A 22,220-nucleotide genomic window follows, 5' to 3' on the forward strand; every position below is an offset into this window, starting at 1 on the left:
ACCGCAACCGCAGTCGCAGTCGCAGTCGCCCAACCCACCCAAACCCCCGACCACCAGCCCGCAGCCCGGCACCCCCGCACCCAAGCCCAAGCCCACCCCCCTCCAGCGCAACCCCCTCCACCCCACCCCCGCCCAAACCACCACCGCCGTCTCCCCAGTGACCGCCCACCGCACCACCCCCGGCCCCACAGCCCAAGCCGCAACCACAACCGCGACCACGACCGCAACCACTGCCGCAGCAAACAAATCCACCGGTACCTCCGACGCCCCTCCCGAGTACGTCGCCATCCCCAAGGGGCAGTTCGACCCCCGTGCGCTGAGCGACTTCCAGTTGGACGAGCTGACTCACCGGCTGATCGGCCGGATCACCCGGCTGGTCCGTACCGAACTCCGCCTCGACCGCGAACGCATCGGCAGACTCCGCGACCCCCGCCACTGACCCCCACCAGCCCAGCCCCCGAGCCCCGGAACCTCGAGCTCCGAGCCCCGAACGCCCGACGCCCCGGAACCCCGAACCACGCCCCCGGCGGCCGCCACCCGCCACCCGGCCCCCGCACCACCGCCCCAAGCCCCCAGAAAGGCCGCCCCCGATGCCCCGCGATCTCGACCCGGGCTCCACCATCTTCTTCACGCTGACCATCGACGGCGAGAGCCTCGGGTACTTCAACGGGTGCGAGGGACTCTCGTCGACGGTGGAGATCGAGCACCGTCAGGAGGGCGGGAACAACGGGTTCGTCTGGCAGCTGCCGTCCCGTGTCACCTTCTCCACCATCCGGCTGACCAGGCCGCTGACGCCGGACACGGCGAAGGTCGCGGCGTGGATCTCGTCCGTCGCCACCGGCGTGAAGCGGCCGACCGCCCAGATCGCCGCGCTGCGCGCGGACGGCTCGGAGGTCGCGCACTGGGGGCTGATCGACGTGCTGCCGGTGAGCTGGCAGGGCCCCACCCTGGACCCGGCCAACCCGAGCGTCGCCACGGAGGTCCTGGAGATCACCCACCACGGGTTCACGGACTGAGGGGGCGGGACAGACCATGGCAAGGGGCACCAAGGGCGGCGCCGGCAAGAGCCTCGTGCGCGCCACGCTCGCCATCCACGAGCCGCCGGTCGGCAACAGCACCAGCAAGGGCGCGCTGATCGAGACGTTCGCCTTCGACTTCAACCCGGCGCAGTTGCAGCTGAGCCGGCGTGCCCTGTGGAAGGTGACGCCGACGGCGGCCGTACGCGACGGTTCCGTACCGGAGTTCATGGGGCCGGAGCCCCGTGAGATGACCGTCGAGATCTTCCTGGACTCCTCCGCCAAGCCGGGCGCCACCACGGTGCTGAAGAAGGTGGAGTCGCTGATGGGGTGCTGTGAGGTGACGTCGAAGAGCATCGCCGCGAAGCAGCCCTCGCCGCCGTGGGTGGAGTTCCAGTGGGGGGCGTTCTCCACGGCCCGGTTCACGGCGTACGTCAGCTCCGTGGACGCCACGTACTCCCTGTTCGGGACGACGGGCGTGCCGATCCGGGCCACGTGTCAGGTCCGGCTGCACGAGATCCCCACCAAGACCAAGGGCCAGAACCCGACCTCGGGCGCGCTGACCGCGCGAAGCGTGCACCGGGTGGTGGCGGGCGACTCGTTGCAGTCGCTGGCGTGGCGGGAGTACGGGAACGCGGCGGCGTGGCGGGCGATCGCCGAGGCCAACGGGATCGACGACCCGACCCGGCTGACGACCGGTGTCGTCCTCGTCCTCCCGGCCGCCGAGGAGGTGGGTCTCTGATGGTGAAGCCGTCCCACTCCAACGTCGTCCACGTCACCATCGACGGCAACAAGCTGCCGACCGAGTACGCCGATCTGCTCGTCGGCGGCTGGGTCGACCTGGGGGCCGGGGTGCCCGGCGCGTTCCGGCTGACGTTCCGCGACCCGCACGGGCTGCTGCTCGGCAAGCTGAACATCAGGTTCGGCTCGCTGGTGGTCATCGCGTCCGTCGCCGACGGCAAGGGCGCGGGCTCCCCGCTGCTCACCGGCGAGGTCACCGGGATGGAGACCGACTACGACGGCACCGGCACGTTCACCGTCGTCCGCGGCTACGACCCGGGGCACCGGCTGATGCGGGTGCGCAGGGTGGCCGCGTACCGCAACCAGACGGCCGCCGACATCGCCCGCAAGCTGGCCTCGACGAACGGCATCCCGGTCGGGCGGATCCAGGGCACGAAGACGGTCTACGAGTTCATCAGTCAGTCGAACGTCACCGACTGGGACTTCCTGGCGCGGCTCGCCGACGAGAACGAGATGGTGATGTCGCTGGACTCCAAGGGGAAGTTCCAGTTCGTCGAGCCGAAGCCGGCGTCGGGGGCGCCCGCGACGAGCACCCCCGGCGAGAAGAGTCCCTTCGTGTTCCAGGCCGGTGTCGACGTGCTGCGCTGCCGGGCCGCCGTGACCGCCGCCGACCAGGTCGACAAGGTCGAGGCACGCGGCTGGAACGTGACCACGAAGAAGAAGCTCACGGCGACGACGAGGGCGGCCACCAGCCCCGGTGTCGCCATCGGCACCACCCCGCAGAAGGCCGCGAACCCGTTCAAGGCCGCGAAGCTCGTCGAGACCGACCATCCGTACGACGTCCAGGCCGAGGTCACGCACGCGGCGAGCTCCCTCGCCGACGACATCACCTCCGCGTTCGCCGAACTGGAGGTGACGGTGCGCGGCAACCCCGAGCTGCGGCCCGGGGTGCCGATCACGCTGACCGACGTGGGCACCCCCTTCGAGGGCAAGTACACGTGCACCGCCGTACGGCACACCTTCGGCGACGGCAGCCACTACGAGACGTTCGTGACGGTCAGCGGCCGCCAGTGGCGCTCCCTGTTCGGCCTGACCTCGGGGGGTTCCGCGGCGGCCCCGAGACTGCCCAGTGTGGCCAACGCGCTGGTCACCGATGTCGCGGACCCACTGAAGCAGGGCCGGGTGAAGCTCCAGTTCCCGTGGCTGGACGACACGTACGTCAGCGACTGGACGCGGACGGTGCAGTGGGGCGGCAAGGGCGGAGGCGGGATCTTCCCGCTGGACGTCGGCGACGAGGTGCTGGTCGCCTTCGACCGGGGCACGCTGGACCACCCGTTCGTCATCGGCGGCCTCTACAACGGGGTCGACAAGCCGACGCCGGTCAAGGACGTGTGGCTGCACGACCCGGTCAAGAAGAAGGCGATCCGGCACACGCTGTCCGACCGGGACGGCAACCGGGTGGACCTGCTCAGCCAGCAGACGGGCCTGCGCAAGCAGGGCGTGCGGCTGGCCACCGGCAACGACCGGCTGATCGTCAACCTGGACCGGACGAAGACCGAGATCACCGTCGACAGCAAGGGCGCCGTGCGGATCAAGGGCGGCACGTCGGTGTCCGTGAACGCCGGTACGGATCTGACGTTGAGCGGGCGGCGGTCCGTGACCATCAGGAGCGGCGGACCGCTCACCCTCCAGGGCCAGGGGCTGGTCGGTCTCCGCTCGCTGGCCGGCGCCGTCAACGTCTCCGCGATGGGCGCCCTCAACCTCAGCGCGACCGGCGCGACGACGGTCAACGCGGCCGGGACCGTGCAGATCAACGCCGTGGGCCAGCTGGGCCTCAAGGCCGTCAAGGTCGACATCTTCGGCGGGTTCTTCGTCAACCAGATCAAGTACCCGTTCGGGTGAGGGCCGAGAACGGCGCCGCGACGTCACGCACGTCCGACACCGAAGCGGCCGCAGACACACACATACGTCAGGAAGGGAGGCCGGCCCGCAGATGGCCGAGCAGTTCGTCGGGTCCGGTTGGGCGTTCCCGCTGCGCATCGGGCCGACCGGAGGCATCGCTCTGGTCAGCGGGGAGCGCGAGATCGAGGAGGCCATCCGGCTGATCCTCGCCACCGCGCCCGGTGAGCGGCCGATGCGCCCCGAGTTCGGCTGCGCCATCCACGACCTGGTGTTCGCCCCGGTCAACGAGGCCACCGCCGGCCGGATCCAGCACGAGGTGTACGCGAGCCTCGACCGCTGGGAGCCGCGCATCGAGGTCAGCGAGGTGGAGGTGACCGCCGGCGCCGAGCAGGGCGTGCTCTTCATCGACGTCCGCTACGCGATCCGTGGCACCAACAACCCGCGCAGCCTGGTCTTCCCGTTCTATGTCATCCCCTCCCACGACGAGCCGGACGTGACGTCCGAGGCTCCCGAAAGCGACCGCTGATGGCCCTGCCCTCCCCCAACCTCGACGACCGCCGCTTCCAGCAGTTCGTCGACGACGCCAAGCGCTACATCCAGCAGCGCGCCCCGGAGTGGACCGACCACAACGTCTCCGACCCCGGTGTCACCCTCGTGGAGACGGTGGCCCACATGGCCGACCAGATCGTCTACCGGCTCAACCGGGTGCCGGAGAAGAACCACCTGGCCTTCCTGGACCTGGTGGGCATCACGCTGTTCCCACCGTCCGCCGCCCGTACGGACGTCACGTTCTGGCTCTCCGCGCCGCAGGAGGAGCCGGTGCTGATGCCCCTCGGCACCGAGGTCGCCACCGTGCGCACCGAGAGCGAGGAGGCGGTGGTCTTCGCCACCGAGCGCGAACTGACCGTCGTACCGTGCGAGTTGCGGCACCTGGTGGTGCAGCTCAGCGGTGAGCCGGTCACCGACCGGACCGCCGACCTCGCGGAGGGCAAGGACCTGATGTGCTTCGCGGAGGCCCCCCGGCCCGGCGACTGCATGCTGCTCGGTCTGAGCGCGGCGGTCCCGTCGTGCGCGGTCGCGCTGGAACTGGACAGCCGCGTCGACGGTGTCGGCGTGGACCCCCGGCAGCCGCCGCTGGTGTGGGAGGCGTGGACGGAGGACGGCTGGGCCGCGTGCGAGGTCGACCGGGACGGCACGGGCGGCCTGAACCGGCCCGGCGCGGTCGTCCTGCACATGCCCGGCGGCCACACCCTGTCCCGGACCGGCGGCCAGGAGGCCGGCTGGCTGCGCTGCCGGGTCACCGAGCCCCACCCCGACCAGCCCTTCTACACCACCTCCCCGACCGTGCGCGCCGCCGAGGCGTTCACCCTCGGCGGCACCACCACGGCCGTGCACGCGGAGACGGTGTACGACGAGGCGCTCGGCGAGTCCACGGGCCTGCCGGGCCAGCGGCTGCGGCTGGCCCACGCGCCCGTCGTCGGCGACACCCCGCCGGTGCTGCTGCAGACCGCCGAGCACGAGGGCTGGACCGACTGGGAGGTCGTGCCCTCCTTCGCCGCGTCCACCCCGTACGACCGGCACATCACCCTCGACGCCGCCACCGGTGAGATCGCCTTCGGCCCGGCGGTCCGCGAACCCGACGGCTCCCTGCGCCAGTACGGGGCCGTGGCGCCCAAGGGCGCCGTCATCCGGGCCCGCCGCTACCGCACCGGCGGCGGCCGCGCGGGCAACGTCGCCCGGGGTGCCGTCCAGGTCCTGCGCACCTCCATCCCGTACGTCTCCGAGGTCGTCAACCGGGAGGCCGCACGCGGCGGTGTCGACGGGGAGACGGTGGAGGAGGCGAAGGTCCGGGCGCCCATCACCCTGCGCGCCCAGGAACGCGCGGTCACCCTGCGCGACTACGAGGAACTCGCGCGGCGCGCCGCCCCCGACACGGCCCGCATCACCTGTCTGGAGGGCGACGAGGGCGAACACGGGGCGTACGCGGTACGGGTCCTGGTGGTCCCGCAGGCCGTGCCCGACCCCGGCGGCCGGCTGCGCTTCGAGCAACTCGTGCCCGGTGACGGGCTGTTGCGGCGCATCACCCGGCATCTCGACGAACGGCGCCTGATCGGCACCCGGTTGGCGGTGGGGCCGCCGTTCTACCAGGGGGTCACCGTCGTCGCCACGGTGCACGCCTTCCGGGGCGCCGACACCGACCGGGTCCGGCGGCAGGCCCACGACGCCCTCTACCGCCACCTCGACCCCCTGACCGGCGGCGCCGACGGCCGGGGCTGGCCGTTCGGCCGCCCCGTCCAGTCCGGCGAGGTCTTCGCCGTCCTGCAGCGCGTGCCGGGCGTCGAACTCGTCGACGAGGTCCGGCTCCACCCCGCGGACCCGCTGACCGGCAAACGGGGCGACCCCACCGACCGCATCGACCTCAGCCCGCCGTCCCTGGTGTTCTCCTTCGACCACCGGGTCCGAGTGATCGGGGACAAACAGTGAGCACCCCGCCCCGGCCATCGTCGCCGCCCCGGCCATCGCCGCTCCGGGACATGGCGTCACTCCGGCCGCCGGCGCCGCCGCTCCCGCCGCCACCGCTCCTGCCGACGGGCCTTCCCGTGTCGGTCACCGCTGTGGGCAGTCGTTCCGCGGGGCGGAACGGGTGGGCACAGCGGGCAGCGCCGGGCGCCGTGGAAGCATGCGGCACGTACAGCGACGGAGCCACATCATGAGGGGCTCCATAGACGGCCTCGGGTCGTCCTCCCCCATCGGCCACATGCTCCCGGCCGTCTTCGCCGACGACGACCTCGCGCAGCGTTTCGTCGCCGGCCTGGACGAGGTCCTCGCCCCCGTCCTGGCCGTGCTCGACAACCTGGACTCCTACTTCACGCCCGCCCTCGCCCCGGTGGACTTCACGCGGTGGCTGGCCGGCTGGGTCGGCGCCGAGACCGACGGCACGGAACCGGAGGCCCGACTGCGCGCGGCCGTCGCCGCCGCCGCGTATCTGCACCGGGTACGGGGCACCCGGCGCGGACTGTCCGAGGCCGTACGGCTGGTGTTCGGTGTCACACCGGAGATCAGCGAGAGCGGCGGCGCCGACTGGGACGCCCGCCCGCTGGGCCCGGTCCCCGGCGACCGCCGCCCCCATCTGCGCGTGTCGCTGCGGCTGCCGAACCCGACCCGCGCGGACGAACACCGGCTGGACGCCCTCGTGGCCGCCGCCCGCCCCGCCCACATGCCCTACACGGTCCACGTGACCGCCGCCGAAAGGACGCCCGAGACATGACCAGCCAGACCCCCGACACGGGCCGGGCCCGCAGCTGCGCCGAGTGCGGCACCCGCGGGGAGCCCGGCCAGTCCTTCTGCGACGCCTGCGGCGCGGTACTCGGCTGGTCCACCCCCACGAACGAGCCCCCGGCCCCCCGGACCACCGACCCCACACCCGACCGGGCCCCGGAGCGGCAGGACACGGACGGCACACCCGACCGGGCTCCGGCCCAGCAGGACACGGACCGCGCACCCGACCGGGCCCCGGCCCACCGGAACGCCGACGACACCCCAGGCCGGGCCCCGGCCGGCGGAGACGACGAACGCGGGACGGCTGACACGGAACCGGCGTGGGACGCGTTCGCCCACCCCGGCGCCGGCACAGGGACCGCCCGCACGGCCCACGACACGACGGCCCGCGCCGACGCCGACCCGGCCGCCCGCCGCGCCCCTCAGCGCCCCGCGTCCCCCGAGCCCGCGCCCACGCCCACGCCCGCGCCCGCGCCCGCGCCCGCGGGAACGGTCACCCCCACGATGGCCCCCACGGCGACCCCGACGACGGAACCGGCGCCCACGCCCGCGCGGACGGCCAGGACCGCGACAGCAGGCACAGCAGCCGCAGCCACCCACATCACACCCACCCCGTCGCCCTCCGCCTCCACCTCAACCCCCGCCTCCACCCCACGAACCGCCCCCCACACCCCGCACCCCGCCGACGGCACCACCCCCCTGCCCACCCCCGACTCCCCCGCGGCCCCCTCACCTTCAGCGGAGCCCTCCCCCGCTCCCGCCCCCACCGCCTCCGACCGAGCGCGCTCCCTCCTCGTCCCGGTGGCCGATCCGGCGCCCCGGCCCGCCGCGGAGCCGGCCGTCGCGCCCGTGCTGCCGGGGCGGCCCGCCGCGCAGCGGCCCCAGGTGCGGGCCCCCGGCCCGGAGACCGGCACGGTGGGCGGTGTGCCGTGCCCCTGGTGCGCGACCCCCAACCGGCCCGACCGGCACTTCTGCGGGCGTTGCGCCATGCCGATGGCGGGCCGCGCGGAGGTGCCGGGCCGGCAGCCCTGGTGGCGGCGGATGCTCAACCCCGGTGGCGCGGAGGCACCGTGGGCGGGTGACCGCCCCCGGCTGCGGCGCGGCTTCGGCCGTGCCCTCAACTGGGTCGTCGGCGCCCTGGTGCTCGCCCTGATCGTCACCCTCGCGTTCCGCGCCGACGACGCCGTCCAGGCGACCCGGGACCACTTCGCCAAGCGCGCCCCGATCGGCCCGGACCGGGTGAAGGCGTCCCGCTCATACCCGGACCACGGCGCCCGGCTCGCCTTCGACCAGCTGAACAACACCTGGTGGGGGCCGGGTGTCACCCAGACCGGCGAAGGGGAGTGGCTGGAGGCCCGGTTCGACCATCCGACGCGGCTGCTGGACGTGGTCATCACGCCCGGTGTGTCCACCAAGGTGGACCAGTTGTCGCAGTCGGCGCGCCCGCACCGCATCGAGGCCGTGATCACCGCCGCCGACGGTTCGAAGAGCACCAGGATCATCAACCTGGACCAGGGGGCCGGCGGCCAGCGCCGCACGTTCCGCGTCGGCGAGGTCACCGCCGTCCGCTTCGTCCTGCGCTCCGCCTACGGCGCCGACGCCAAGAAGCAGGTGTCGATCGCCGAGATCGAGTTCTTCGGCCGTTCCAACAGCAACACCTGATCCGCCGCCCGGGCGGCCCCGTACCCCGTGAAGGGTGCCGCCCGGCTCGTGCCCCCGCACAAGCGGCCTTCTACGCTGGACCCTTCGAGCGTGCGAGGCGGGCGGCAAGGACGGGGTGGGACCGTGGCGAGACGACCGGACGGCGTCGAGGTCGTGACGGCGGTGCGACGGGTGTTCCGGGACGGGCTGCTGACCGGGAAGTCCGCGTTCACACCGGAGTTGGCGGCCTGGACCGCCGCCACCGCCGCCGATCTGCGGGCCCGCTTCGTGGACCGGCCCGACGAGTCGTCGGACACCTTCGTGGTCAAACTGAGCCGCCAGCTCGCCGGTGCCCCCGCGGAGACGATCGTCCTCGCCGCCGAGCTGCTGTTCGTGAACATGGCCCCGCTGGTGCCGGAGCAGATCGGCGTGGCGAAGAAGTTGCAGCTCATCCACGAGGTGCTGTCCTGGGCCGAGCCGGACGTGCCCGACTTCCTCCGCCTCCTCGCCGTACCCGCCGACCTGGAACCCGCCCTGAAGGGCTTCCTCCACGGCGGTCAGGGCTTCCTCAACTACCGCTGGGCGCAGTTCCAGATCCTGGTCCTCCTCGTGGAGCGGCTGGCCGGGCTGGAGCGCCCGGAGCGCGAGGCCCTCCTCGACGATCCCTGGCGCTTCCGCGACCTCTGCTTCGCCGTCCAGGACTCCGTGGGCCACAAGAAGGGCCGCGCCCAGATCCACGTCCTCCTGCACGCCCTGTTCCCGGACTCCTTCCAGCCCATCGCCAGCGCCCACCACAAGCACGAGATCGTCAAGGCGTTCGCGGACGAGATTCCCAGCCCCACCGGCGACGACGACAGGGACCTGCTGGCGCTGAGCACGTTCCTCGCCGAACGGGACGACACCCCCGTCGACTTCTACGACGAGCCCTGGGTCGGTCGCTGGCGCAAGGGCGCCGTCGCGCACGAGCAGCGCGGCTGGCTGGTCCGCGGCTACAACGTGGGCGGGCACGACTTCATCCCGGCGTGGATCCGCGACGGCTACTGCTCGGTCTCCTGGCGGGAGGTCCCTGAGATCCCCGCGGGCGCCCCCAAACAGCAGGTGCAGCGGGCCGTCGCCGAGGCCCTGCCCGAGGCCAGTCCCCAGCTGCGGTGGGCGGCCGCCTACCAGTTGCACGTGTTCCTGACCGAGATGCAGCCGGGCGACCTGGTCGTCACGGTCACCCCGGACGAGGTGCACGTCGGCACGGTCCTGGGCCCCCCGACGTACGACGCCTCCGACGGCCTCGACAACGCCCGCCGCCGGCCCGTGCGCTGGGCCACCGCCGAGCGGCCCCTCGTCCGCGCCGACCTGCCGGAAAAGGTGCAGGCCCGGCTGCCGCTGCCGCCGACGGTGTACGACATCAGCAGTGTGGCCGCCGAGCTGGCGGAGCGCGCCGGTCTGGAGGACCAGGTCGACACGGGGCTCGAGAGCGTCGACGTCACCAAGCCCCTCGAACTGCCCGCCGTGACACGGGAACTGGCCGACGAGCTCCTCATGCCCCTGGAGTGGCTGCGGGAGACCGCCGAGCAGCTCCAGGAGCAGCGCCAGTTGGTCCTGCACGGCCCGCCCGGCACCGGCAAGACCCATCTGGCGCGCGCCCTGGCCCGGCATCTGGCGGGCCCGGACAGGGTGCAGCTCATCCAGTTCCACCCCTCCTACACCTACGAGGACTTCTTCGAGGGGTTCCGTCCCGTGCGGGGCGAGGGCGGCTCGGTGGTGTTCGACGTGGTGCCGGGCCCGTTCAAGCTGCTGGCCGAGCGGGCGCGCAACGACCCGGCCAACCCGTACGTGCTGGTCGTCGACGAGATCAACCGGGCCAACCTGGCGAAGGTGTTCGGCGAGCTGTACTTCCTGCTGGAGTACCGGGAGGAACCGGTCACCACCCAGTACAGCCCGCAGGACCCGTTCCATCTGCCGGGCAATCTGTTCCTCGTCGGCACGATGAACACGGCCGACCGTTCGATCGCGCTGGTCGACGCGGCGATGCGCCGCCGCTTCGCCTTCCGCCGGCTCTCCCCGGAGCAGCCGCCGGTCCAGGGACTGCTCGGCCGCTGGCTGCGCGCACGCGGCCTGCCGGACACCGCCGCCCGACTGCTGGACGAGCTGAACGCCCGTCTCGGCGACGCCGACCGCGCCATCGGTCCCTCGTACCTGATGAAGCCCGGCGCGGCCCACGAGAAGGGCCTCGACCTCGTCTGGCGGACGCAGATCCTGCCGCTGCTGGAGGACCAGCTGTACGGCACGGGCGTGGACGTCGAGGCGGAGTACGGTCTGGACGCCCTGCGCGCGGCGCTCGCACCGTGAGCCCCCTGACGCTGTCCGTCGACGAGACCGGCCCCGGCACCGTGCGCGAGCTGACCGGGGACCAGGTCGCCGGGCTGCTCTGCGTGCCCGGTCTGGTCCGGCTGACCCCGGCGTCCGGGGGCCGCTGGCGGGTGGCCGGGAACCGGACGGTCGGCCTGGTGCGGCTGCGGACCCCGGCCGGCGACACGATCGACCTGCGGCTGCACCCCAAACTGCCCGTCCGGAACCTGCTGTTCCTGCTCTCCCACGCGCCCGACGACCTCTGGCTACCCGACCCGGTCACCGCGGCCGCCGCCGACGACGACCTGCTGCCTGCGCTCGCGGCCCTCCTCGCCCGCACCACCCGCCGCACCCTGGAGTCGGGTGTCTTGCACGGCTACCGCACAGTCGACGAGGACCTCCCCCTGGTCCGGGGCCGTATCCGCACCGGCGACCAGCTGCGCCGGGTCGGCCTGCCCCTGCCCGTCGCCGTCCGCTACGACGACCACACCCCCGACATCGCGGAGAACCGCGTCCTCCTCGCGGCCCTGCACCGGGCCGCCCGGCTGCCGGGCCTGCCCGCCCCGACCCGGCTCGCCCTCCGCCATCTGGCCGACCGCCTGCACGGCGTCCGCCCCCTCCGGCCGGGTGCCCCGCTCCCCCGCTGGACCCCGACCCGCCTCAACGCCCGCTATGCCCCGGCCCTGCGTCTGGCCGAACTCCTCCTCGCCGGGCGCTCGATCCGGCCGGAGGGCGGCCCGCCGGTCACGGCCGACGGCTTCCTGCTGGACATGGCGAAGGTCTTCGAACGGTTCGTGGCCACGACGGTCCGCGCCGCGCTCGCCCGGCACGGCGTCCGCTGCGCCGACCAGGAGACCCACCACCGCCTCGACGAGGCGGGCCGCGTCCCCTTCCGCCCCGACCTCGTCCTGTACCGCGCGGGCCGCCCGGTGTCCGTGGCCGACACCAAGTACGCCTCGCTCAAGCCGTCCGCCCCTCCCACCGACCACCTGTACCAGCTCCTCGCCTACTGCACGGCGCTCGGCCTCCCCCACGGCCATCTGATCTACGCCGCCGCGTCCCGGCACAGCACCCCGACGCCCCATGTCATCCGCCGGTCCGGCATCACCGTCACGGCCCACACCCTGCACCTCGACCGCCCGCCCGAAGCGCTCCTCGACGACATCACCGCCCTGTCCCTGCGGATGACGGACCCGGCCCCCCACCCCTGACCGCAGGACCGCACCCTCTCCCCCCACATCCCGGAGACCCCATGCTGCGCGGCATCGACGTCAGCTCATACCAGCCCTCCTCCTACGACACCACCGGCCTGTCCTTCGTCTTCGTGAAGGCCACCGAGGGCCGCACCTACACCAATCCCCGTCTCACCGCCCAGACCAGGACCGCCCGGGACGCCGGCCTGGTCGTCGGCTTCTACCACTTCCTCTGGCCGGGCAACCTGACCGCGCAGGCCGAGTACTTCCTCGCCCAGGCCCCGGAGAGGGCCGGCGACATCCTCGCCGTCGACTGGGAGACCACCGGCGAGGGCACCCGCGCGAGCAACGCCGAGAAGGACCGCTTCATCCGGAAGCTCAAGGAACTCCGCCCGGACCACCGGGTCGTCCTGTACTGCAACCGCGACTTCTGGCTCACCGTGGACACCACGTCCTACGCCGGCGACGCCCTCTGGATCGCCGACTACGTCACCGCCGGAAAACCCCGCGTCAAGGCGAAGTGGCGGTTCCACCAGTACACCGACCGCCCCCTCGACAAGAACGTCGCCGCCTTCGAAAGCAAGGCCGCCCTCCGGGAGTGGGCCACGGGCGCGTGAGGGGGCGGGAACGGCGAAGGGGGCGCCCGCCGCAGTATGCGGTGGGCGCCCCCTACGCCGGGGCACATCACTTGTCGAGGTACGCCCAGAACTCGTCGAACGACAGGAGCTTGTCGCCGTTGAGGTCGCGGCTGTTGATGATGGCCTCGGCCACCGCCTCGGTGACGTTCCAGTCGCCCTCCTGGGCCAGGGCGGTCTTGAACTCGGCGGAGGTGATGAAACCGTCACCGTTCGTGTCGATCCGCTGGAACTGCTTGCGTGCTTCCTCGATGTCCGCCACCGGTCCGCCCCTTCGTCGTGCTCTTCATGCGATACAGCCATCGTTGGCGGGCCAAGATTAACCGGCACGCCGAGCACGCGGTGCGGCGCCCACCGGGCCGGTGCGGTCGTCGATCGTGTCCGGGAGCCCGCGCCCTGCGGTGGGCGGAGAGTCGAGGAGTGGTGATGGAGACATTGCGGGACATTTTCGACGCGGCGGCGGGCGGCGTCTTCCCGCCTCCGGACGGCCGTACGACGGTCGTGCCGCAGCCGTCGTACCGGGACGCCGGGGTCTTCGCGTTCACCGCGCACACCGTCATAGCCACGGACGAGGACCCGGCGTGGGTGCACGCGACGCTGGCGGCCCTCGACTGCGACGCGCTGGCCGCGACCATGAACGCGCGGTTCCTGACCGCTCTGCTGGACCGCACTGGGCGCCGCAACGACACGATCGACGTGATGACGGTGGGCGCACCCCTGCCGGGTGTGCCGGAGCTGCCGTTGGTGGAGGTCGCCGATCCCGGTCATCCGCGGGTGGTGAGTTCGCGCGGGCGGCGCGACGACGTGCGGGTGTGGGGGACGGAGGGCGGCCTGCTGGTCCTCGGGCGCGGGGTCGCGGGGCGGCTGGAGGTCGCGGTCGAGGTGTCCGAGGGGGGACGGCACCAGGGGCTCGGCCGGGCCCTGGTGCGGGCGGCGCGGCAGCTGAGCGGGGGCGAGCCCGTGTGGGCCCAGGTGTCGGCGGGGAACGCCCGCAGTCTGCGGGCGTTCCAGGCGGCCGGTTATCTGCCGGTGGGCTCGGAGGCCCTGCTGAGCGCCCGCTAGCCGACACCGGGCGGGAAACCGGGCGGGCGACCGGGCGGGCGACCGGGTGAGCACCCGGGCGGGCGACCGGGCGGGCGACCGGGCAGGCCCTCGGCCGGGCGACCCGGCGGGGTCAGTGCCAGGGCTGGTAGTGCGGGTTGCTCTCGCACTCGCTCATCTTCTCGGTCCTGGTCTTCTTGTCGACCGGGCAGACCCCGATGACGAACTGCCGCGCGATCCCGCCGGGGAAGGCGACCTCGACCTGGTCGGCCCACTTGTGCTGGTCCCCGATGGTCTTGTTCACGTCCACGCCGCCGGGGGCGTCGATGTAGTAGTTCCAGCCGGACTTGTACCAGGTCTTGTACAGGTCGTGGTCGTAGGTGGTCGAGACGTACGGGGAGGGCTGGTTGACGAGGACGTACTGTTCGATGTCGTACTGACCGTCGATGACGTCCTTGGGCTGGAAGCCCTGCTCGAAGACGACGGCCGGGCCGCGGCTGTCGCTGCGGTAGAGGGTGCCGCAGGTGGTGCGCCAGACCGGCTCGGGCGTGATGCGGTCGACGTCCACGCGGCGGTCGGCGGCGGCGTGGATCCGGTCCTCGAACTGGGGACAGGCGGGGGCTGCGACCCTGGCCGGGACCCGGTTCTGGGGCTGGGAGGGGACGGTCGCGGCGGAGGTCGCGAGGACGGCGGCGACGGACAGGACAACGGCGGCGGCCCGGCGCCGCAGACGAGTGGTGATCACGGTCAGCACCCTCTCGACCGGGGGGCGGCGGGCCGGGGACCGTCACGCGTTCGGCGGCGTGTCAGGCCGTCCGGTTGTCACGCCTCACCGGAAGATGCCGGTGTGGCCCAGGGAGTAGCGGCCGGGCTGCGGGTACACGGCGAGGCCGTGCGGGCCGCTGCCGACGGGGATGCGGGCGAGCTGCTTCCCGGTGCGGGTGTCGATGGCGTACACCTCGGAGTCGTAGCGGCCGGAGAGCCACAGGACCTTGCCGTCGGCGGAGACGCCGCCCATGTCGGGGCTGCCGCCGTCGGGGAGGTGCCACTTCTTGGTGAGTTCGTTCCTGGTGAAGTCGAAGACGGAGACGGTGCCCTCGCCGCGGTTGGAGACGTACATCTCTCGGGAGTCGCGGCCGACGTACAGGCCGTGGGTGCCCTTGCCGGTGGGCAGCAGCTTCGGTTCGTCGAACGTGTCGCCGTCCAGGACCCACATGCCGTCGGCCATCATGTCGGCGATGTAGAACCGCTTGCCGTCCGGTGCGATCTTCACATCCTGCGGCATGGCGCCCTCGAAGGGCAGTTTCCGCTGGCCGACCACCTTCATCTTCTCGGTGTCGACCTTCAGCAGTTCGCCGCTGAACTCGCAGGACACGATGAAGTACCTGCCGTCGAGCGAGAAGTCGGCGTGGTTGACGCCGTAGCAGCTGACCGGTTCGGTCTTGACCCGCTTCATGGTGTGCGGGTCGCGGAAGACGAGTTCACGGTCGAGGGAGGCCATGACGACGGCGTACTTGCCGTTCGGGGTGAAGTACAGGTTGTACGGGTCGTGCACCTCGACCGGCTTGCCCGCCTTGCCCGTCCTCGGGTCGATGGGCGTGAGGGTGTGGCCCCGGTTGTTGTTGACCCACAGGGTCTTCAGGTCCCAGGACGGCACGACGTGCTGGGGCTGGCGGCCCACCGGGATCGTCTCGATGATCTCGTACGTCTTCGGGTCGATGACGGAGACGGTGTCGGACTCGCTGTTGGGGACGTACACCCGCGACGGGAAGTCCTTGACGACCGGGGAGAGCCGGCCCGGGCGGTCGGCGGCGTAGACGTCCTTGGGGTCGAGGACGGGCGGCATGCCGCGCAGGCCCTGTGGCTCCGGCCGCTGTCTCTTCTTCCGCTCGGCGGCTTCGGCCGCGGCCCGGTCGGCACGGTCGGCACGGATCCGCTGTTCCTGCTCGTCGGTGCCGGTCGCGCTGCCGCACGCGGCCACGGCGGCGAGAACGGCCGTCGCGAGCACGGCGCGCTGGACGAGGTGGCGCTGCATGAGGGAGGTGCGGGGCGTGGTCACGCGCACCTTTATAGGGAGGTCGGGCAGGTTTTCCGGCGATTGGCCCGTTCGGCGGAGATCCGCGTCGCGAGACGGAGAGAGGCGGCGGCCGGCTGTCCCGGCCCGGCCCGGTCTCCGGGGGCGGTCCTGGCAGAGGCGATTCTGGCAGGGGCGGTCCAAGCGGAGGCAATCCAGGCGAAGGCGGTCCCGGCGAAGGCAATCCAGGCGAAGGCGGTCCCAGCGAAGGCAATCCAGGCGAAGGCGGTCCACGCGGGCGCGGTCCTGGCGGGGGCTAGCGGTCCGCGACGCGCATCTCGAACCAGGTGGTCTTGCCGCGCGGCAGCAGATCCACGCCCCACCGGTCCGACAGTTTGTCGACGAGGAAGAGTCCGCGTCCGCTGATGTCCATCTCCTGCACCGGCATCAGACAGGGCAGGCCCCGCGAGGGGTCGCGGACCTCGACACGGATCCAGCCACGCCGTCGCCTCATCCGTAATCCGAAGACCCTGGCCCCGGTGTGCCGTACGGCGTTGCCGACCAGTTCGGAGACGAGCAGGACGGCGTCCTCGGTCATCTTGGGCGAGAGGCGCCATTCGCGCAGGACGACGACCTGGGCGAGCCGACGGGCGGTGGCCGCGGACTCGGGGCGGGAGGGGAGCGGAACCTCCGCCTCCGTGGGGTTGCCGAACAACTCCAGCGCCTTCAGCGCCCGTTCGTCCTCGATCGCAGGCGACCAACGCGCCGCGGTCGCACTCCCGTGCCGCCGCGGCTGTTCGATACCCTCCAGCCCCGCCATGCCCCCATCATGGCCGCCCGGAGCGCCCTCCGTGGCCGTTCCGGAGGAATACAACCCCCGGAACCAACCATTCCGGGGGTTTCTGATGTCATATGCCAAAGGCATCACATACCTGTCGACGCCCCTCCTGACCTGCGCGGACCATCTGAACTTCGGTCAGCGGACGGAGCTTTGGCCGGAACTTTCTTAAGACTGCCTTAAGGCTCCGATAAACCGCTCCATCGGGGGACGCGGGTAAGACATCGCGTCAACTGCAAGGGGATCAGCAGAAGTCGTGGACCGGAATCCCGGCCGTCAGACGAACTTCGCCTTGCCCGGCCCCTCCTCCACGAAGCTGCGCATCCCGCGCTCCCGGTCCTCGGTGGCGAACAGACCGGCGAACCAGTTCCGCTCGATCGCGAGCCCCGTCTCCAGGTCGGTCTCCAGGCCCGCGTCGATCGACTCCTTGGCCGCCCGCAGCGCGATCGCCGGCCCCTGGGCGAGCTTCGCGGCCCACTCGTGCGCGGCCGTGTACACCTCGTCGGCCGGGACGACCCGGTCCACGAGGCCGAGCGCGAGGGCCTCGTCGGCCTTGACCATACGGCCGGTGAAGATGAGGTCCTTGGCCTTGGAGGGGCCGATGAGGCGGGACAGCCGCTGGGTGCCGCCCGCGCCCGGGATCACCCCGAGCAGGATCTCCGGCTGGCCGAGCTTCGCGTTCTCGGCGGCGATGCGGTAGTCCGCGCACAGCGCCAGTTCGCAACCGCCGCCCAGGGCGTAGCCGGTGACGGCCGCGACGACCGGCTTGGGGATGCGGGCCACCGCACTGAAGGAGTCCTGGAGGGCGCGGGAGCGGACGACCATCGCCGCGTGGTCCATCGCCTGCATCTCCTTGATGTCCGCGCCCGCCGCGAACACCTTCTCCCCGCCGTAGAGGATGACGGCGCGTACGTCGTCCCGCCGCGCCGCCTCCTCGGCGAGCTCCTTGAGGCGGTCCTGGACGGCGATGTCCAGGGCGTTCATCGGGGGACGGTCGAGGCGGATAGTTCCGACGCCTTCGGCGACTTCGAGATGCACAGTCATGCAGGCAGGTTAACGGGGACTAACGACAGCGGCTCCGGTGTGCTGCGTCACAGCACACCGGAGCCGCGCGTCCGACCGGCAGGGCTATGCCCGTCCGACCCGAAGGACTACGCCTTCCACTTGTCCCAGGACATGTTCCAGCCGTTGTAGCCGTTGTCCGGGTCGACGACACGGTCGTTGGAGTTCTTCACGACCACGACGTCACCGACCATCGAGTGGTCGAAGAACCAGCCGCCCGGGGCCTTGCGGTCGTAGCCGCCGCGGGTGTCGCGCAGACCGATGCAGCCGTGGCTGGCGTTGTAGTTGCCGAAGGCGTCGCCGCCCCAGTAGTTGCCGTGGATGAAGGTGCCGGAGTTCGTCAGGCGCATGGCGTCCGGCACGTCCTTGATGTCGTACTCGCCGCCGTAGCCGACGGTCTCGCCGTTCATCCGGGTCACGCGCAGGCGCTCGCTGATGACCATCTGGCCGTTCCAGGTCTCCATGCCGGGCTTGCCGGTGGTGACGGGGATGGTCTTGATGAGCTTGCCGTCCCGCTTCACCTTCATCGTGAGCTTCTTGACGTCCACGACGGAGACCTGGCTGCGGCCGATGGTGAAGGAGACCTTCTTGTTCTGCTCGCCGTAGACGCCGTCGCGCCCCTCGACGCCGTCGAGGTTGAGGTCGACGGTGACCTTCGTGCCGGCCGCCCAGTACTTCTCGGGGCGGAAGTCGAGGCGATCGTTGCCGAACCAGTGGCCGGCCACCTCGACGGGCGGCTCGGTCTTGATGGTGATGGCCTTCTCGACGTCCTTCGGGGCCGTGATGCCGCGGGTGAAACGGATCGAGAACGGCATGCCGACGCCGACCTTCGAACCGTCCTCCGGGGTGAAGATGCCGACGAAGGTGTTCTTCGGGGTCAGAGTGGTGAAGGACGACTCCTCGGCCGCCTCACGCCCCTCGGAGTCCTTCGCGACGGCGTGCACCTTGTACTCGGTGGCCGAGTTGAGGTGGATGGACGGCGTCCAGGTGGCGCCGCCGTCCGTGATCTCACCGGCGATCTTCTTGCCCTTGCCGTCCTCGACCGTGACCTCGGACAGCTTGCCCTTGGTGGCGGTGACCTTCAGGGCACCGCTGGTGGCCACGTCCTTGGCCTTGTTCTTCGGAGCGATGGAGACCACCGCTTGCGACGGCTCGGTGGCCGTCTTGCCGGAAGCGCTCTTGTCCGAGCCCTTGCCCTTGTCGCCGTCGGAACCGGAGTCGGACCCCCCGCCTCCGCCCCCGCACGCGGTGACGGCGAGCATCAGCAGGCCCAGCAGCAGTGCCAGGACCCCCCTGCTCCCCCGTGTCCGCGCGCCAACCGACGCCCCCGATATCGGTCGCCCGTTCAACTCTCTTGTCTCCCCTCGCACGGCCTTGAGCAGGCCCGCACCCCTCCGCGCAGCACGCGCGTCCGCACGTACATTAACCAGATGATCGGATGGGATTAGCCCCGGCGAATGTCACCGTTCAGTCCCAACTTGAACGATCCGAGCCCGGTCACCGGCCCGGCCCCGCCCCCGGACGCCCGCCGCGCGCGTACGGCTATGTCGGTCACTTCACCGCGGCACCCGCTTTCCATGCCTTCCACCCCATGTTCCACCCGCCGAGTCCATTGTCGGGAGCGACCTTTTTGTCGTTGCTGTTGACGACCTCGACGACGTCCCCGACGAGGCTGCGGTCGAAGAACCAGCCCGCGGGAGTGCTGGAGCTGCCGCCCTTCACATCGCGCAGGCCGACGCAGCCATGGCTGACGTTGGCCCGGCCGAAGGCGTCCGGGGCCCAGTAGTTGCCGTGCAGGAAGGTGCCGGAGGTGGTCAGGCGCATGGCGTGCGGAACGTCGGGGATGTCGTACTCGCCCTTGCCGTCCGCCTTCTTGAAGCCGACGGTGGCGCCGTTCATCCGGGTCACCTCCAGCATCTCGGTGACGACCATCTTCCCGTTGTACGTCGTCGTGCCGGGCGCCCCGGCCGTGACGGGCAGGGTGGCGAGCACATCGTCGCCGCGCTGGACGCGCATGGTGTGCAGGGCCGCGTCGACGACGCTGACCTGGTGGCGGCCGATGGTGAACGAGACAGTCCGGTACTGCCCGCCGTAGACGCCGGGCGCCCCCTCGACGTCGCGCAGCCGCAGGGCGACGGTGACCTTCGTCCCGGGCTTCCAGTACGTCTCGGGGCGGAAGTCGAGGCGGCCCCCGCCGAACCAGTGCGGGCGGATCTCGACGGCGGGCTCCGCGGTGACACGGACGGCGCGTTCGACGGCCGCGCGGTTCTCGATCTCCCGGTTGAACTCCAGGGAGACGATCATCCCGGTGCCGACGGTGGAGCGGTTCTCCGGGGCGACGTACGCGATGAAGCGCTTGTCGGGGACGCGCGTGCGGAAGGTGACGTGCCGGGCGGAGCGGCGGCCGTGGGCGTCCAGCGCGACCGCGTCGACGGTGTACTTCGCGGCCGGCGCGAGCTTCCGTGAGCCGGTGGGGCGCCAGGTCAGCCCGTCGGCGGACACCCGGCCCGGAACGGGTGACTCCTGGGCGTCCTGCGACTTCACCACCTTGACGGACTCCAGGCGCCCGCTGGGCACCCGCACTTCGAAGCGCTGCTCCGGGCGCACGCCCTTGCTGCCGTCCTCGGGCGTGACCCGGATCGTGTCGTCCGGGGCTTTCTCACTGGTCGGTGGGGGTGTGGGGGTGCATCCGGCGACTGCGGCCAGCAGGCCGGCCGCGACCAGTACGGCGGCCGGCGCGGCACCAGGGCGGCGCGCGTGCGTCTGTGCGTGGTTCACGTGCGGCCCAACGACGGCGCACGCCCCCGGGAAACGTGAGTGCGAGGCGTGCTCTGGGCAGAACCATGGGAGACAACTCGACGGGGAGCAGGGACCTGCCCGTCAGCACGAGGGGGGTGTTGTGCGGGGCTGTCACAACACCCCCTGGGGCGGCGGGTCCCGGGGCTGGGACACCCGGCCCCGTTTTCGCGTCGGCCCACTGAGTCGCGGGAGGCCGTGGTGTCGAGCGCAGCCGAGCAGGAGGCAGTGGAGGAGACGCGCGGGGTGCCGGCCGCGCGTCGGGCCGCCGTGCTCAACGGCAGGCATATCGGGGCGGGGCCACCGCCGCCCGTGTGGCCGGGTGCCCCGACACCGCTCGGGGCGCGCTTCCGGGTGGGGCCGGACGGGGTCGCCGGGACGAACTTCGCGCTGTGGGCGGGCGGGGCGGAGGCCGTCGAGCTGTGCCTCTTCTCCCCGGAGGGCGAGGAGACACGGCTGAAGCTGACCGAACTGACGCACGAGATCTGGCACGGCTTCGTGCCCGGTGTGCTCCCGGGCCGGAGGTACGGCTACCGGGTGCACGGCCGCTGGGACCCGTGGACCGGCGCCCGCTGGAACCCGGCGAAGCTGCTCCTCGACCCATACGCCCGTGCGGTGGACGGCGAGTTCAGCCTGCCGCCGGAGGTGTACGGCCACGTCAGGGACTGGCCCGAGCAGCATGTCGCGGACACCGTGCGCGACGAGCGGGACTCGGCGCCGTACGTCCCGAAGGGCGTCGTCGTGCACGACGACAGCCCCGACGACGAATGGATGGACGACCGGCGGCCCAAGACCCCGTGGGCGGATTCGGTCATCTACGAGCTGCACGTCAAGGGGTTCACCAAGCTCCACCCCGGCATCCCGGAGGAGCTGCGCGGCACCTACGCGGGGCTCGCGCACCCGGCGGCGATCGAGCACCTGGTGAAGCTGGGCGTGACGGCGGTGGAGCTGCTGCCGGTGCATCAGTTCGCCCACGAGGACCATCTGCTGCGGCGGGGCATGCGGAACTACTGGGGCTACAACTCGATCGGCTACTTCGCGCCGCACGCCGCGTACGCGGCGTCCGGGACCGCCGGCCAGCAGGTCGGGGAGTTCAAGCGGATGGTGCGGGCGCTGCACGCCGCCGGCATCGAGGTCGTCCTCGACGTGGTCTACAACCACACGGCGGAGGCGGACCAGCGCGGCCCGAGCCTGTCGTTGCGGGGCATCGACAACCGCGGCTACTACCGCCTCCAGGGCGACGCCCGTCACTACGCGGACTACACGGGCTGCGGGAACACGCTGCACGTGGTCCAGCCGCACGTGCTGCGGCTGATCACCGACTCGCTGCGGTACTGGGTCACGGAGATGGGGGTGGACGGCTTCCGCTTCGACCTGGCGGCGGCGCTGGCCCGCTCGATGCACGACGTCGACATGCTCTCCCCGTTCCTCGCGGTCATCGCCCAGGACCCCGTGCTGCGGCGGGTGAAGCTGATCGCCGAGCCGTGGGACGTGGGCTCGGGCGGCTACCAGGTGGGCGCCTTCCCACCCCTGTGGACGGAGTGGAACGACCGCTACCGGGGCGCCGTGCGGGACTTCTGGCGGGGGGCGCTGCCCGATGTGCGGGACCTCGGCTACCGGCTGTCGGGGTCGAGCGACCTGTACGCGTGGGGCGGACGGCGTCCGTACGCGTCGGTCAACTTCATCACCGCGCACGACGGTTTCACACTGCGGGACCTC

At 71.9% G+C, this 22,220-nt stretch carries 19 protein-coding genes; 12 read left to right on the forward strand and 7 right to left on the reverse strand.

Translation table 11 applies throughout. The features are described from left to right. The first annotated feature begins 590 nt into the window (after window positions 1–590). The 10 genes from M8J73_RS40755 (at window position 591) to M8J73_RS40800 (ending at window position 12,732) form a co-directional block, all read left to right on the forward strand. Window positions 591–1,016 (forward strand): phage tail protein, encoded by a 426-nt coding sequence (locus M8J73_RS40755; protein ID WP_055539365.1) that lies wholly within the window; start codon window positions 591–593, stop codon window positions 1,014–1,016. A gap of 16 nt (window positions 1,017–1,032) precedes the next feature. Next, window positions 1,033–1,758 carry a CIS tube protein gene (locus M8J73_RS40760; RefSeq protein ID WP_055539366.1) on the forward strand — a complete coding sequence of 242 codons (726 nt, stop codon included), beginning with the start codon at window positions 1,033–1,035 and terminating at the stop codon, window positions 1,756–1,758. Next, a complete protein-coding gene (locus tag M8J73_RS40765) occupies window positions 1,758–3,659 on the forward strand; it encodes a VgrG-related protein (RefSeq protein WP_055539367.1) in 1,902 nt (633 codons plus the stop codon). The genes M8J73_RS40760 and M8J73_RS40765 overlap by 1 nt, the downstream gene beginning before the upstream one ends. A 91-nt stretch (window positions 3,660–3,750) precedes the next feature. Next, window positions 3,751–4,185 (forward strand): GPW/gp25 family protein, encoded by a 435-nt coding sequence (locus tag M8J73_RS40770; RefSeq protein WP_055539368.1) that lies wholly within the window; start codon window positions 3,751–3,753, stop codon window positions 4,183–4,185. Continuing rightward, window positions 4,185–6,143 carry a putative baseplate assembly protein gene (locus M8J73_RS40775; RefSeq protein ID WP_055539369.1) on the forward strand — a complete coding sequence of 653 codons (1,959 nt, stop codon included), beginning with the start codon at window positions 4,185–4,187 and terminating at the stop codon, window positions 6,141–6,143. The genes M8J73_RS40770 and M8J73_RS40775 overlap by 1 nt, the downstream gene beginning before the upstream one ends. A gap of 226 nt (window positions 6,144–6,369) precedes the next feature. Then, entirely contained in the window at window positions 6,370–6,927 is a 558-nt protein-coding gene (locus tag M8J73_RS40780) for a phage tail protein (protein ID WP_249829769.1), read from the forward strand. Continuing rightward, window positions 6,924–8,600 carry an NADase-type glycan-binding domain-containing protein gene (locus tag M8J73_RS40785; RefSeq protein ID WP_249829770.1) on the forward strand — a complete coding sequence of 559 codons (1,677 nt, stop codon included), beginning with the start codon at window positions 6,924–6,926 and terminating at the stop codon, window positions 8,598–8,600. The genes M8J73_RS40780 and M8J73_RS40785 overlap by 4 nt, the downstream gene beginning before the upstream one ends. 123 nt (window positions 8,601–8,723) lie before the next feature. Then, window positions 8,724–10,922: an McrB family protein gene (locus tag M8J73_RS45375; RefSeq protein ID WP_055542490.1), complete on the forward strand. Its 2,199-nt coding sequence runs from the start codon at window positions 8,724–8,726 to the stop codon at window positions 10,920–10,922. Then, the gene (locus M8J73_RS40795; protein WP_249829771.1) at window positions 10,919–12,133 is read left to right on the forward strand and encodes an McrC family protein; all 1,215 of its coding nucleotides are present in this window, start codon (window positions 10,919–10,921) and stop codon (window positions 12,131–12,133) included. Before M8J73_RS45375 ends, M8J73_RS40795 begins: the two co-directional genes overlap by 4 nt. Before the next feature lie 41 nt (window positions 12,134–12,174). After that, window positions 12,175–12,732, forward strand: a complete 558-nt coding sequence (locus tag M8J73_RS40800) for a glycoside hydrolase family 25 protein (protein WP_055543415.1) — start codon at window positions 12,175–12,177, stop codon at window positions 12,730–12,732. Between the two features lie 67 nt (window positions 12,733–12,799). Here M8J73_RS40800 and M8J73_RS40805 read toward each other — a convergent pair whose 3' ends face one another. Beyond that, the gene (locus M8J73_RS40805) at window positions 12,800–13,012 is read right to left on the reverse strand and encodes an EF-hand domain-containing protein (RefSeq protein WP_055543416.1); all 213 of its coding nucleotides are present in this window, start codon (window positions 13,010–13,012) and stop codon (window positions 12,800–12,802) included. Window positions 13,013–13,176: 164 nt separating this feature from the next. Between M8J73_RS40805 and M8J73_RS40810 the strand changes: the two genes are divergently transcribed. Further along, window positions 13,177–13,812 (forward strand): GNAT family N-acetyltransferase, encoded by a 636-nt coding sequence (locus M8J73_RS40810; protein ID WP_249829772.1) that lies wholly within the window; start codon window positions 13,177–13,179, stop codon window positions 13,810–13,812. Between the two features lie 112 nt (window positions 13,813–13,924). Here the strand turns inward: M8J73_RS40810 and M8J73_RS40815 are convergent, their stop codons facing one another. The 6 genes from M8J73_RS40815 to M8J73_RS40840 form a co-directional block, all read right to left on the reverse strand. After that, window positions 13,925–14,536 (reverse strand): ADP-ribosyltransferase, encoded by a 612-nt coding sequence (locus M8J73_RS40815; protein ID WP_107424072.1) that lies wholly within the window; start codon window positions 14,534–14,536, stop codon window positions 13,925–13,927. Between the two features lie 84 nt (window positions 14,537–14,620). Then, window positions 14,621–15,850 carry a YncE family protein gene (locus M8J73_RS40820; protein ID WP_372504099.1) on the reverse strand — a complete coding sequence of 410 codons (1,230 nt, stop codon included), beginning with the start codon at window positions 15,848–15,850 and terminating at the stop codon, window positions 14,621–14,623. 271 nt (window positions 15,851–16,121) lie between these two features. Next, entirely contained in the window at window positions 16,122–16,625 is a 504-nt protein-coding gene (locus tag M8J73_RS40825) for an ATP-binding protein (protein WP_055518023.1), read from the reverse strand. 294 nt (window positions 16,626–16,919) lie between these two features. Next, window positions 16,920–17,687, reverse strand: coding sequence for an enoyl-CoA hydratase/isomerase family protein (locus M8J73_RS40830; RefSeq protein ID WP_055541100.1), 768 nt, complete (start codon window positions 17,685–17,687; stop codon window positions 16,920–16,922). Between the two features lie 107 nt (window positions 17,688–17,794). Next, the gene (locus tag M8J73_RS40835; protein WP_206187966.1) at window positions 17,795–19,054 is read right to left on the reverse strand and encodes a L,D-transpeptidase; all 1,260 of its coding nucleotides are present in this window, start codon (window positions 19,052–19,054) and stop codon (window positions 17,795–17,797) included. A gap of 202 nt (window positions 19,055–19,256) precedes the next feature. Further along, window positions 19,257–20,483 (reverse strand): L,D-transpeptidase, encoded by a 1,227-nt coding sequence (locus M8J73_RS40840; RefSeq protein WP_055541101.1) that lies wholly within the window; start codon window positions 20,481–20,483, stop codon window positions 19,257–19,259. Window positions 20,484–20,702: 219 nt separating this feature from the next. Here M8J73_RS40840 and glgX point away from each other — a divergent pair. Next, window positions 20,703–22,220, forward strand: a 1,518-nt coding sequence (gene glgX, locus M8J73_RS40845; protein WP_249829773.1) for a glycogen debranching protein GlgX, incomplete at its 3' end; no start/stop codon positions are given.

The sequence above is a fragment of the Streptomyces neyagawaensis genome (assembly GCF_023516595.1).
GTDB classification, from domain to species: Bacteria; Actinomycetota; Actinomycetes; order Streptomycetales; family Streptomycetaceae; genus Streptomyces; species Streptomyces neyagawaensis.